Source organism: Pseudarthrobacter adonitolis (assembly GCF_055412845.1).
The window spans coordinates 80222-93403 of the sequence record NZ_JBVAYW010000003.1 but is presented as its reverse complement, the minus strand read 5'-3'; the positions used below and the strand labels follow the sequence as shown (position 1 = coordinate 93403).

The 13182-nt window shown below is 62.2% G+C and carries 12 protein-coding genes; 11 read left to right on the top strand and 1 reads right to left on the bottom strand.

Going from position 1 to position 13182, the window contains the following annotated elements; genetic code table 11:
- Positions 1–3: 3 nt before the first annotated feature.
- The 5 genes from leuD to ACZYZ4_RS05110 all read left to right on the top strand — a co-directional run bounded on the left by leuD (position 4) and on the right by ACZYZ4_RS05110 (position 5068).
- A complete protein-coding gene (gene leuD / locus ACZYZ4_RS05130) occupies positions 4–606 on the top strand; it encodes a 3-isopropylmalate dehydratase small subunit (RefSeq protein ID WP_463858781.1) in 603 nt (200 codons plus the stop codon).
- A 158-nt stretch (positions 607–764) separates the two neighbouring features.
- A complete protein-coding gene (murA, locus tag ACZYZ4_RS05125) occupies positions 765–2090 on the top strand; it encodes a UDP-N-acetylglucosamine 1-carboxyvinyltransferase (protein ID WP_463858779.1) in 1326 nt (441 codons plus the stop codon).
- Between the two features lie 10 nt (positions 2091–2100).
- Entirely contained in the window at positions 2101–2868 is a 768-nt protein-coding gene (locus ACZYZ4_RS05120; RefSeq protein WP_463858777.1) for a lysophospholipid acyltransferase family protein, read from the top strand.
- Positions 2868–3917 (top strand): NAD(P)H-dependent glycerol-3-phosphate dehydrogenase, encoded by a 1050-nt coding sequence (locus ACZYZ4_RS05115; protein WP_463858775.1) that lies wholly within the window; start codon positions 2868–2870, stop codon positions 3915–3917. The genes ACZYZ4_RS05120 and ACZYZ4_RS05115 overlap by 1 nt, the downstream gene beginning before the upstream one ends.
- Positions 3918–3919: 2 nt before the next feature.
- Entirely contained in the window at positions 3920–5068 is a 1149-nt protein-coding gene (locus tag ACZYZ4_RS05110) for a D-alanine--D-alanine ligase family protein (RefSeq protein WP_463858773.1), read from the top strand.
- A 38-nt stretch (positions 5069–5106) separates the two neighbouring features.
- On the opposite strand, the gene ACZYZ4_RS05105 is transcribed toward ACZYZ4_RS05110, so the two are convergent.
- Positions 5107–5589, bottom strand: coding sequence for a DUF3515 domain-containing protein (locus ACZYZ4_RS05105; protein ID WP_463859081.1), 483 nt, complete (start codon positions 5587–5589; stop codon positions 5107–5109).
- A 606-nt stretch (positions 5590–6195) separates the two neighbouring features.
- Between ACZYZ4_RS05105 and ACZYZ4_RS05100 the strand changes: the two genes are divergently transcribed.
- From ACZYZ4_RS05100 to ACZYZ4_RS05075, 6 genes are all read left to right on the top strand, one after another.
- Positions 6196–6495 (top strand): hypothetical protein, encoded by a 300-nt coding sequence (locus ACZYZ4_RS05100; protein WP_463858772.1) that lies wholly within the window; start codon positions 6196–6198, stop codon positions 6493–6495.
- Between the two features lie 10 nt (positions 6496–6505).
- Entirely contained in the window at positions 6506–7756 is a 1251-nt protein-coding gene (locus ACZYZ4_RS05095; protein WP_463858770.1) for a glycosyltransferase family 4 protein, read from the top strand.
- The gene (locus ACZYZ4_RS05090; protein ID WP_463858768.1) at positions 7753–9501 is read left to right on the top strand and encodes a glycosyltransferase family 4 protein; all 1749 of its coding nucleotides are present in this window, start codon (positions 7753–7755) and stop codon (positions 9499–9501) included. Before ACZYZ4_RS05095 ends, ACZYZ4_RS05090 begins: the two co-directional genes overlap by 4 nt.
- 44 nt (positions 9502–9545) lie before the next feature.
- Positions 9546–10394 (top strand): ABC transporter permease, encoded by an 849-nt coding sequence (locus tag ACZYZ4_RS05085; RefSeq protein WP_463858766.1) that lies wholly within the window; start codon positions 9546–9548, stop codon positions 10392–10394.
- The gene (locus ACZYZ4_RS05080; protein ID WP_463858764.1) at positions 10378–11268 is read left to right on the top strand and encodes an ABC transporter ATP-binding protein; all 891 of its coding nucleotides are present in this window, start codon (positions 10378–10380) and stop codon (positions 11266–11268) included. Before ACZYZ4_RS05085 ends, ACZYZ4_RS05080 begins: the two co-directional genes overlap by 17 nt.
- A gap of 218 nt (positions 11269–11486) precedes the next feature.
- Positions 11487–13181: a glycosyltransferase family protein gene (locus tag ACZYZ4_RS05075; RefSeq protein WP_463858762.1), complete on the top strand. Its 1695-nt coding sequence runs from the start codon at positions 11487–11489 to the stop codon at positions 13179–13181.
- Position 13182: the final 1 nt, after the last annotated feature.

Sequence of the window (13182 nt, the reverse complement as noted above, 5' to 3'; positions counted from 1 at the left end):
GCCATGGAAAAGTTCACCACCCACACCGGCATCGGCGTTCCGCTGCGCCAGAGCAACGTTGACACGGACCAGATCATCCCCGCGGTCTACCTCAAGCGGATCACCCGCACAGGCTTCGAGGACGCACTGTTCTCCGCCTGGCGCAAGGACCCGGCCTTCATCCTGAACCAGGTGCCGTTCAACGCCGGATCCGTCCTCGTGGCGGGCCCGGACTTCGGCACTGGTTCGTCCCGCGAGCACGCCGTCTGGGCTCTGAAGGACTACGGCTTCAAGACTGTTCTGTCGTCCCGTTTCGCTGATATTTTCCGCGGCAACTCCGGCAAGCAGGGGCTGCTGGCCGCCGAGCTCGCCCAGGACGATATTGAGCTGATCTGGAAGGAACTGGAAAACGCCCCGGGCACCGAAGTCACCGTTGACCTGCCGTCCAAGACCGTCAGCTGCGGAAGCATCGTGGCGCCGTTTGAAATCGACGATTACACGCGCTGGCGCCTCCTGGAGGGCCTGGACGATATTGGCCTGACACTCCAGCACGAAGAGGACATCACCGCCTACGAGGCCACCCGTCCCGCCTTCAAGCCCACAACGCTTCCGGCCCGCCTTTCCTGAGAAGGAGCCCGGAATTTCCCGCCCCGGACGGAGCCGCCTGCACGGCGCCGCGCCGAAGTCTTTCGGCGCCCGTATTTCGGTTCGGTAACGCAACCTCCTATGCTTAGCTGGAGCCTTTGCAAGGATTTTGGGGCGAGTAATCGTAAGGAAACCGGTATATGAGTAGTGTTCTGACAATCCGCGGCGGAGTCCCGCTTACAGGCCGCGTCAGCGTCCGGGGGGCCAAAAACCTTGTTCCCAAGGCAATGGTGGCAGCACTGCTGGGCAACGAGCCATCGGTGTTGCGGAACGTTCCGGAGATCAAGGACGTGGAGGTTGTCACCTCGCTCCTGCAGCTGCACGGAGTGACGGTGGTCAAGGACCCCGTCAGCGGTGACCTCACCCTGGATCCGAAGGCGGCCAAGACCGCCCCGAGCACCGCGATCGATGCCCACGCCGGTGATTCACGGATCCCTATCCTGCTCTGCGGACCCTTGATCCACGCGATAGGTGAGGCCTTCATTCCGGACCTCGGCGGCTGCAAGATCGGTGACCGGCCCATCGACTACCACCTCAACGTGCTGCGCCAGTTCGGCGCCGTGGTGGAAAAGCGCCCGGGCGGCATTCACATCTCAGCCCCCAAGGGCCTGCATGGCGCCAAGATCAATCTGCCCTATCCCTCGGTCGGCGCCACGGAGCAGGTGCTTCTCAGCGCCACCCGCGCCGAAGGGATCACCGAACTTTCCGGCGCCGCCACCGAGCCTGAGATCATCGACCTCATTGCCGTGCTGCAGAAGATGGGCGCCATCATCAGCGTCCAGACCGACCGGACCATCCGCATTGAAGGCGTCCGGAACCTGGGCGGCTATAACCACCGCGCCCTCTCGGACCGCAACGAATCGGCGTCGTGGGCTTCGGCAGCACTGGTGACCCGCGGCGACATCTTCGTCGAGGGCGCCTCTCAGCGGGACATGATGACGTTCCTGAACACCTACCGGAAGGTAGGCGGCGGCATGGACATCGGCGAGGACGGCATCCGCTTCTACCACCGCGGGGGCAAGCTCAACCCGCTGGTTCTGGAAACGGACGTGCACCCCGGCTTTATGACCGACTGGCAGCAGCCCCTGGTGGTGGCACTGACCCAGGCTGAAGGCGTCTCGATCGTTCACGAGACCGTCTATGAAAACAGGTTCGGCTTCACCGACGCGCTCATCCGGATGGGCGCCAGCATCCAGGTGCACCGGGAGTGCCTGGGCAGTGTGCCGTGCCGCTTCGGCCAGCGCAACTTCCTCCACTCCGCCGTCATCTCCGGCCCCACCCAGCTCAAGGGCACCGACATCGACGTACCGGACCTGCGTGGCGGCTTCAGCCACCTGATCGCTGCGCTGGCCGCTTCCGGCACGTCCCGCGTGACGGGGATCGACATCATCAACCGCGGCTATGAACGGTTCACCGAAAAGCTGGCCGGCCTCGGCGCCGATTTCGACATCACCTCGACAAAGTAGCGGTGGGCACGTGAAGGAATCGGCCAAGAGCCAGGCCACATTCGTTGTGGTCGCAGCCATCGTGCGCACGGTGTTGAACGCCATGATGAACAAGAAGTGGGAAGGTCTTGAGAACCTCCCCGCCGGCGGATTTATTGCCGCGCCCAACCATTGCACGGAAATCGATCCCCTCATCGTGGGTCACCTGCTCTACAACCAGAAGCGCGCCCCGCACTTCCTGGCCAAGGCCGGGCTGTTCAAGGTTCCGGTCCTGGGCGGTGTCCTGCGGGCCACCCGGCAGATTCCGGTGGAACGGTCGATGGCGGGAGCGAATCGCTCGCTGCAGCTCGCCCAGGAGATTGTGGCCGACGGCGGGGCGATCATCATTTACCCCGAAGGAACGCTCACCCGCGATCCCGCCCTGTGGCCGATGAAGGGCCACACCGGCGCTGCCCGGCTCGCCCTGGAGGCGGGCATTCCCGTAGTACCGATTGCGCACTGGGGCGCGCATGAAGTGTTCCCGCGTTATGCGAAGCGGTTCCACCTTTTCCCGCGCAGGACGTCCAGGGCGATGGTGGGCAAGCCCGTGGACCTCAGCCAGTGGGCCGACCGGCCACTGGACAAAGCAACGCTGACTGCGGCCACCGCGGCGATCATGGACGCCGTGACCGAGTTGCTGGGCGGCATCCGCGGGGAGGAGCCTCCCGCTGAACGCTGGGACCCTTCCAAGCACAACCAAGCCACGCATGGTCGCTTCGTTGAGCAGAAAAATCCTGACGACGCTACGGATGCCACCTGATGGCTGACGGAGGCCGCCAGGGTTCCGCCCGGTCTGTCGCCGTCCTGGGTGCCGGTTCCTGGGGAACCACGTTCGCCAAGATCCTCGCCGATGCGGCGGACGCAGCGGGGGAACAGCGGAGCATCCGAATCTGGGGCCGCCGCAGCGAAGTGGTGGAGCAGATCAACAGCTCCCACCGAAACGTCCAGTACCTGAAGGACACCGAGCTGCCGCCCAGCATCACGGCGTCCACGGACGTCCGTGATGTGCTGGCGGGCGCGGACCTGGTGGTCCTGGCCGTTCCTGCACAGTCACTGCGTCTCCAGCTCCGTGAATGGAAGCCGCTGATCGCCCCTGACGCCGTGGTGGTGTCCCTGATGAAGGGCCTGGAGCTCGGCACGGACGCCCGGATGAGCGAAGTCATCAGCGACGAGCTGGAAATTCCCGCGGACCGCATTGCCGTGGTTTCCGGTCCCAACCTGGCCATGGAGATCGCCCGCGAGGAACCGACGGCCTCCGTGGTGGCCTGTACTGATGCGGCGGCCGCGGGCTGGATCGCCAGAACCTGCACAGCTCCGTACTTCCGTCCCTACACCACAGCGGACATCGTCGGCGTTGAAATCGGCGGCATCGTCAAGAACGTCATCGCGCTGGCCGTGGGCATCTGTGAAGGTAAACAGATGGGGGACAACACCAAGGCCTCCGTGATCACCCGGGGCCTGGCCGAAACCTCCAGGCTCGCTCTTGCCCTCGGTGGCGAGGCCCGCACCATGGCCGGCTTGGCCGGCCTCGGTGACCTGGTAGCAACCTGCTCCTCGCCGCTATCGCGAAACCACACGGCCGGCCGGATGCTGGGCCAGGGACTCACGCTCGAGCAGTTGGCGCAGCAGATGACCCAAACAGCCGAAGGCATCAAATCAGGCCAGGCCGTGCATGAGCTTGCGGGGAAACTCGGCGTCGAAATGCCCATCACTGCCGCCGTCGTAGCCGTCCTGGCCGGCAAACTGTCCGTTGACCAACTGGGGCCGCTGCTGCTGGCCCGGGACCTGAAACCCGAAGGCGATTACTGACGATGTCCGACGAAAACCTGACCGCAGCGGACCCAGCCCCCCGGTTGAAACCCCGCGTCGCCGTGCTTTTTGGTGGCCGGTCCAGCGAGCATGCCGTGAGCTGTGTGACCGCCGCCGGGGTGCTGGGCGCCATCAACAAAGACAAATACGATGTCATCCCCATCGGCATCGCCAAATCGGGGCAGTGGGTGCTGGCCGTGGGGGACACCGCCCAGTGGTCGCTGTCCGCGTCGTCGCTGCCGGAAGTCCCGCCGTCGTCGGAAACCGTGACCCTGGCCGAGATCGGTGGCGAGCACCAGCTGATCGTCGCGTCACCGAACCAGGTCCCGCAGGAACTCGGCACGGTGGACGTCGTTTTTCCGCTTCTCCATGGTCCTTTTGGCGAGGACGGCACCATCCAGGGACTCCTGGAACTGTCCGACACCCGCTACATCGGCGCCGGTGTACTCGCGTCGGCTGTGGGCATGGACAAGCACTACATGAAGGTTGTTTTCGAGGCCGCCGGGCTGCACGTGGGGCCGTACATTGCCGTCACGGACCGGCAGTGGGTCAAAGACGCCGAGGCCGTCCGCAAGCAGGTGGACCAGCTCGGCTTTCCCGTGTTCGTCAAGCCGGCGCGGGCGGGTTCGTCCATGGGGATCTCCAAAGTGGACTCGCTTGAGGAACTCGACGCCGCCGTCGAGGAAGCCCGACGCCACGACCTCAAGCTGGTCATCGAGGCCGGCATCGTAGGGCGTGAGATTGAGTGTGCCGTCCTGGAAGGACGGGGGACCGGTTCCCCCCGGACGTCCATGCCGGGCGAAATTTCCGTCGCCGCCGGAACGCACGAATTCTACGATTTCAATGCGAAGTATGTTGAAGACGACGCCGCCGCCCTGAGCTGCCCGGCCGACATTCCGGAGGAAGCTATCGTGCGTGTCCGTGAACTCGCGGCGGCCGCGTTTGACGCTGTCGGAGCCGAAGGCCTGAGCCGCGTGGACTTCTTCTATACGCCCGACGGCGAACTGATCATCAACGAGATCAACACCATGCCGGGGTTTACGCCCAAGAGCATGTACCCGCAGATGTGGGCAGCATCAGGCCTAGACTATGCGGACCTGATCGATGAGCTGATCTACCTGGCCTTGAACCGGAAGACGGGCCTGCGGTAACCGGAGGCCCGTGGCCCGGTGGTCGAGCCTGTCGAGACCTACTTGCTGGACGGCAGGTTCTGCAGTTCTTCCTGGCCGACGCAGTTCCGGCTGGCCGGGATCTTTCCGGCGGAGGCGGAAAGATCAGCCAGGACCGTCGCGGAGCTGATCTTCTCCGGATCCATCAGTATTTCCGTGGCGGGTTCGCGGCCGAAGGTAGTCAGTGTCCACACCGGATCGCCCTCCTTGATGACCCAGTCGATGCCGTTGACACTCACGCACCGGTCCGTCGTCGGGCCTGGAACGTTGACGCCGCAGCGCAGGATCACCTGCGACGGGTCCCCCCAGGCCGCGGTGGCCTGGCTGTTGGTTTTCCGCAGGGCAGCATCGCCGATGGCGTCCGGAAGGGCCACCATCATCGGAGCGCAGGCCGGGTTCGCCGCATCGCCGGCGGCGGTGACATCCACAGCGGGGGAGCAGCCGGTGAGAATGAGGACCGACAGGGCCGCGGCTGACACAGAAAAAAGAGCGCGGACGTTCATGGCGGGTCTCGGTTGTTGCATCTGTTCAGCCTATCGCCCCACCCATCGTGGGGATTTCAAAGGCTGCCGTACGCGGGCGTCATGTATGTCGCGTTTCTGAGAAATGTGCTCCGCCAAAACACACTGGAGTCTGTGTTGATGCTTGGATCAAGTAAGCTGGGCTAGAACGTCCAGTGACTGGACTTTGCTTGTACGACGACGCATTCCGAGTGGTACAGCAACTTTCCGGAAAATCTGAAGCCTGGGGGGCATCGAGTGAAAAAGTCCAGTGGCATGGGTCGCCAGTGCGCAGTGGCCGTTGGGTTTGCCCTACTGTTGGGTGCTGTGACGATTCCCGCTGCATACGCTGATGGCGAGGAAACTCCTGTCGTTGTCATACCATTTCCCGTGCCATCGGGAGAGACCCCGCCGGACCAGCAGACGCCACCCCCTCCCAGCGATGAGCCCGCGCCGGAGCCTGTGCCCGAGCCTGCGCCAATTCCGGAGCCTGCGCCAGCTCCCGCGACCGACCCCGCACCCAATCCAGAGCAGCCATCTACTCCTGAGACACCATTTCCCGGCAACGCGCAACCCAACGTTAGTGATGGGACACGGTTGGAACGGTCGTTGCTGCCGCCATCGAACGTGGATGGTTTCGCCGCAGTCAACGGCGAAACCGTTCCTGCAAATGACGAAGCCACACCCACGCCGGCACCCAGTCTTACTGCTGAAGCGAGTGCGACTGCTGTGCCAATAGCGCTGCCCGAGCCGGTGGCGGAGACTCTCGATGCCGCAGTTGCCACAGCGACCGGCAGCCCGCTTTACGTCCAGATCCTCACGGTGCTCGCCCTCATTGGCGCGGGCATTGCATATTTCCGTGTTGTGGGGTCCAAGGGGACTCGCGCTCCTTCCAAGTCCGTGAAGTAGCCTGCGGACCATGCCGAAGACCGAACAAGCGCCTAGCCGGGCGCGGGCTGAGCCGCGCGTCACGCTCGTGACCCATTCCTACTGGCCTGAGAGCAGTCCACCGCAACGACGGTGGAGTGCGCTTGTCAACGAGCTGAGGGTAGCCGGCTGGCAGGTCGACGTCGTGACTCCTGTGGCGCACGCACCACATGGCCGACGGCACTTGCCTCGTAGCCTGGCCGGACGCCCCCTGCTGGCTCAAAAGGGGAATTACGCCGAGCTGATCAGGCGCGTTCCGTACTTGCGGCATGGCAATTCCCACGCAGCGAGGTTCATTGACCAATGCTTCTCGGCTTTACTCTCGGTTCCTCTCGGCTTGCTGACGCGCCGCTCAGACATCCTCATTGTCACGGCCCCAAGCCTGCCCATGCTGGGCGCCGGTTATGCACTTGCTCGGTTTCGACGGATTCCGTTTGTCGTGGAGATGCGGGACGCCTGGCCGGATCTTGCCCGGGACGCACGCCTGGTGCAGGGCAACGTGAAGACCCTGGCCGAACGGGCAGTCGAATTTGTGCAGCGCCGTGCAGATCTTGTGGTGACGGTGACGGAGGGCTTTGCCGACACGTTGCGCGACCGCGGTCTTGAGAATGTTGCGACTATTAGCAACGGGGTCCGCTTGGAGACGCTTCCTGTACTGGAGGCTCCGGCATTGGAACGGCCAGTATTTGAGGCCTTGTATCTGGGAAACCACGGCAAGAGCCAGCGGCTAGAGATCGCTATCCAAGCCAGTGCGTTGGTAGGCGATTCGATGCATCTCCACATGGTGGGCCATGGAGTGCAGCGCCCCGCGCTGGAGCAACTCGCCAAAGAACTAAATGCTCCTGTCACCTTCCACGATTCATTGCATGGCCAGGACGTCATGGATCGATATGCCTCAGCGGACACCTGCCTGGTGTCCTTGCGGGACGATTGGAAATCGTTCGACACGACTGTCCCGTCCAAAACTTATGAAGTGTTGGCCGTGGGGCGCCATGTGACCGCCATAGTCAAGGGGGAGGCTGCCCGGATCGTGGCCGAAGCCGGCGCTGGGGATATCGTCCCGAGCAAGCCTGAGGCTGTTGCTGCCCTATGGCGGGACCTCGCGGCTAACCGCGGAAAGCTCATCCGAACTAGTGACGGGCGCCAGTGGGTCAAGAATAATGCCGACTACCCCTTGCTTGCTGCGCAATACATGGACCTGATCCTGGGCCTGCTCGAAGCCAGACATGGTCCACGTTCATGAAGCAGATTTTCACCAACCTTCGCCTTGCTGCCGGTACAGCGCGGGAGCATCTGACGGATGACCCTGCCCTGCTCATGCTGCAGATTTCACGCCGGCTGCCGGCCCGTCTGGTGCAACCTATCGCCGGGCTGGTGCGACGCACTTCCCGCGCGGATTCCGTTTCGGTTCCACTGCTGCTTGCCTGCCTGATCGGCGGTGAGCAGGAGGAACTGGTTCGTCGCCTCGAAAGCGCCTTGTCCCGTGGCACCGTGTCTGCAGACCAGGCACGGTCCATGGCGGATGTTGCCTTGGTTGCCTACCGGCCGGACCTGGCTGACTCCTTTCTGGTCCGCGCCGCGGGAGCCCCCCGCTTCCGGGCCGTGCAGGCGCGGAGGTACTGGTACGGCGGTGCGGTTACTTCCGCCGTCGAGGTTCTGGCAGACGCCGACGGCGGCGCTGAACGCCGGCAGGGCAGGCGGCTCGCCGCTGACTTGCGGATCCTCGAAGGGTGGCGACCAAGCCTGAAATCGGTGCGCATGGATCCCCGTCCAAAGCGAGTTTTACATGTTCTGACTAACTCCCTGCCCCACACGGCCAGCGGCTACGCGCAACGTTCGCACTCCATTTTGCTTGCCCAGCAGCAGGCGGGCTGGGAAACCCTTGCTGTCACGCGCATGGGTTATCCGGTGCAGGTGGGGAAACTCAATGCCCGGCGTCGCGACGTGGTGGATGGCGTCACCTATCAGCGGCTGCTGCCTTCCCGCCTCGCAGCCACCATGGACGGGCGCTGGCAGCAGCAGGCCGAGGCGCTGCTGGCCGTTGCCCTGGAATTCCGGCCGAGCGTGCTGCACACCACCACCCACCACGTGAACGCGATCGTCACGCGGGCTGTCGCCGAGGCCCTGGGCATCCCGTGGGTCTATGAGGTCCGCGGCCAGCTCGCCGACACGTGGGCGGCCCCCCGAGGCCCGGAAGCCCGGAATAGCGAACGATACCGGCTGTTCCAGGAGCGCGAAACGGAAGCAATGTTGTCTGCGGACCTGGTGGTGACACTCGGCTCGGCGATGAAGGCCAACATCGCCGCCTCGGGTGTCCCAGGGGAGAAGATCATCATCGCGCCCAACGCCGTTGGTGAGGACTTTCTAGAAGAGCCCCTGGACGTAGTAAGTGCCCGACGCGCGCTTGGTCTTCCTGAAGACGGAGCGTACTTCGGCACGGTGAGTAGCCTCGTACCGTATGAAGGCTTGGATGACCTCGTGGCGGTCTTCGAACTCCTAGCACCTGACCATCCGGATCTGCGACTTCTGATCGCCGGTGACGGGGCATCCCTTCCGTCTTTGAAGAGGCAGGCGCGGCTGAGCCGCTTCGCTGACCGGATAATATTTGCGGGCCGCGTTCCCCGTGCTGAAGCGCGCCTCTATCATCAAGCCTTGGATGTCTTTGTCGTCCCCCGTCACGACCTTGAAGTGACCCGCGCGGTAACCCCGCTCAAGCCGGTGGAAGCTCTGGCCTGTGCTCGGCCCGTCTTGGCTAGCAGGCTTCCGGCGCTCCAAGAAGTTGTGAGGGACGGCATCAACGGGCTATTGGCTGACGCGGGCGACCGACGCGATTTGGCAACTAAACTGGAACGATTACTCGGCTCCCCTGAGCTCAGGGCCCGTCTGGGGGAGGCCGGAAGACGGGACGTGCTTAACCGTCGCACATGGCAGGCAAATGCCAGTACCCTCAACGTCGCATACCAGCAACTGATGGAGGCTCCTCGTTGAGCACAAATACTAGGGAGGCCCCCCGAGGGCCACAATTTACCCCGGTGGCAACTTCCGTGAACCTGCGCGGACTCCGCCGGGTGGGTGCTCGGCCACCGTTCCTCGACTACCTTGTGTCACTTTGGGACTACCGGCACTTCATCTTTTACGATGCCCAAGCTCGGGTCCAGACGGGCAACGAGCAGGATCGGCTGGGCCGGGCCTGGCTCGTGCTGGGTCCGCTCTTGAATGGCCTGATGTTCTACCTGATCATGGGTGTTGTCTTGAAGTCCGGAAGCGGCATCGAGAACTTCGTCGCGTTCTTGATCATCGGCGTTTTCCTCTTCCAGATGTCAACCCGCGCCATCACATCGTCATCCCGCGTTATCTCAGCAAATAAAAACGTTATCCACGCGTTTCAGTTTCCGCGTGCCAGCCTTGTTTTAGCTGCCAACCTGCGTGAGCTTCTGTCGAACATCCCAGTCTTGATCACGATGCTCATCCTGATCATTGTTTTGCCGCCCTCGGAAGAAATTACCTGGCGATGGCTGCTGATAATTCCGGTGGTGGCGCTTCAATTCGTCTTCAACCTAGGCATCGGCCTGATCCTCGCCAGGGTGGTCTCCGTATTCAACGATGCTAGCCAGCTGATTTCCTACGCGATGCGTTTGTGGATGTACGGCTCCTGCATGTTCTACTCAATCGAGCAGTTCAACGACATGCCCGTCGTCAAGACGATCATGGAGTACAACCCCCTGTACAACGTCTTGGATCTGGCGAGGGAAACGTTGCTCTACGGGAGTGCCGGGGAATGGCGGTCTTGGGTGATCCTTGCGCTCTGGTCCATCTTGGCGCTGGCCGTTGGGACAATCGTCTTCTGGCAGGGGGAGGAGACTTATGGGCGAGAGCTCTGAGCTGAATTTTGTTGAGGGGACGCCGTCCGTCGTCATCGACAAAGTGAGCATGACCTACAAAACAACATCCCGGTCCCGGGCCGAGGCGTCGCCTGCCGGATCTACTTGGCAAACGATCAAACAGAACGTGGGTAGGACCACGGCTGTCAGCGTCACCGCCCTGAAAGAGTTGTCCCTTGTAGTTGAGCATGGAGAGTCAGTCGGCATTATCGGCAGGAACGGTTCCGGCAAGAGCACTTTGCTGAAAATCGTGGGTGGGCAGATCCCGCCGACTTCGGGCGCGGTTTACGCGACGTCCACGCCAGTAATGCTTGGCGTCAACGCGGCCTTGATACCGGGATTGTCCGGGGACCAGAACATAGTCCTGGGATGTCTGGCTATGGGTATGACCAGGCAGCAGATCGATGAAAAATATGCGGCGATAGTTGAACTGTCCGGTTTAGAGGAGGCGATCCATATGCCAATGAAATCGTACTCCGCAGGCATGGGATCCAGGCTTCGCTTTGCGATAGCAGCGGCCATCGATCCGGAAATCCTAATTATCGACGAAGCGTTGAATACCGGCGATGCACAGTTTAAGGACAGAACGCGCAAACGCATGCTGGAATTGCTTGGCCAAGCGGGCACCGTCTTCTTGGTCAGCCACAGCATGTCGACGGTACTTGACTTGTGTAACAGGGCAATCTGGATCGATCAAGGCGAACTGCTCGCTGATGGAACGCCGGCAGACGTGGTCAAGTCATACCGGCTGTTCACCCAAAGACTGGCTGAGGGGGACCGGGTGGGCGCCCTCAAACTCCGCCGACGGATGATTAACGACCTCCAAGTAGCGGACGTCAGTGACCGCAATGCAACGCGGCGGGCCAAATCGTGAGAGCTGACATCACGACACTGCGCAGGTTACTGTGGCATTTCAGGGCGGGCGGACCGCGGCAAGTGCGGACTTTGCTGGCGCGGGAGGCCTTTGAAGCCGGTCACCGCAAGTTGGAGACGGTGCGCGGAGCTGAGGGGGTCTGGGTCGGGCGAGGCAGCAAAAGACGGTTGAAATTCCGGCCATCGGCGGTCCAACCGGCACGGCAGCAGGCCCAAACTTTGGTCCGTGTCGGCGTGGTGCTCGATGATTTCTCCTCCCTCGCCTTTGGGCTTGAATGGGACTGCGTGCACCTCTCACCCAAGACTTGGCACGAGCAACTGACCGAGCGTGCCGTGGACATGGTGTTCGTCGAGTCGGCCTGGAACGGGCGTCAGGGTCTGTGGGCTGGCAAGATCGCCCGCCAGGATCACTCGGGACCATCACCGCTGCGCGACTTGACAGAGTGGTGCCAGGAACACGCCATTCCGACAGCATTTTGGAACAAGGAAGACCCTCCGCATTACGAAGACTTCCTCGCTGCGGCTAGGTTGTTCGACTTCGTGTTCACGAGCGACGCCAACCGACTCGACGCATACGTGCGTGACCTCGGGCACGACCGCGTGGACGTACTGCCCTTCGCTGCCCAGCCGGTTATCCATAACCCGGTCCGCCCGAAATACGGCTGGCACGCGAGAGATGTGGCTTTCGGAGGGATGTACTTCGCTGCCAAGTACCCCGAACGCCGCGAGCAGCTCGACATACTGCTAAAGGCAGCTGAGTCAGCCTCGCCTTCAATGGAAACTGGGCTAGAAATTTTCTCACGGCAGCTGGGCGCGGACTCCAGATACCAGTTCCCCGCACCGTTTGACGACAGAGTCGTGGGCACACTCGACTATCCCGAGATGCTCACGGCGTACAAGGCGTACAAGACCTTTCTCAATGTGAACTCGGTTGTCGATTCGCCCACCATGTGCTCACGGCGGATTTTCGAGATAATTGCCTCCGGATCTAACGTTTTGACCACCCCAAGTGCGGCCATCGGCACGCACTTCAGCTCGGACGAGATCTTCACCGTTTCCACCGAGACCGAAGCGGAGCAGCTTCTGCGGGCACTGCATCGGAATCCGGAGCTGGGCGAGCGCCAACTGCACCGGGGACAGCGGAGGATTTGGAGGGAACATACTTACCGGGCGCGAAGCAACCAAATACTGGCTGCCGTCGCTCCAAAGCTGTCCGTTGCGGTCAGACGCCCGACCTTATCCCTTCTCGTCTCGACGATTCGGCCTTGGCAGCTTGAGCACATATTCCAAACTGTCGGAAGCCAGCGAGACGTCGAAACAGAGCTGGTGTTATTGACGCATGGCTTCACACCGGACGCGACGACGATCCGTAATCTGAAGGAACAAAACGGCGTTTCAGCTGTGACATTGCTTACAGCTGAGGCTCAGGTTCCCTTGGGAGAGTGCCTGAACAAGTGTGTGTCCGCGGCCTCCGGGCAGGTCCTCACGAAGCTGGATGACGACGACTTCTACGGCCCGCATTATCTGAGTGACCAGCTTTACGCCCTCGACTATTCTGGCGCGGACGTGGTGGGCAAACAGGCGCACTATATGTACCTCTCGGACCGGAATGCAACGCTGCTCCGGTTTCCCGAGTGGGAGCACCGATATACTCGGTCGGTCATGGGGCCCACAATCATGGGAGCCGCAGACGTTTTCCGCAGCAACTCTTTTGCCGCAGTGGGCAGCGGAGAAGATACACACTTCCTTCGTGACGTCGTTGCTGGCGGAGGTTCGGTCTATGCGTCCGACAGGTTCAACTACTGTCAGCAACGTGCCGCCGAAGGCCACACCTGGAAGATTAGCGACGCAGAGTTGCTGGCCAGCGGTGTGTTGAAATTTTTTGGAAATTACAGAGATCAAGTCTCTGTCTGAG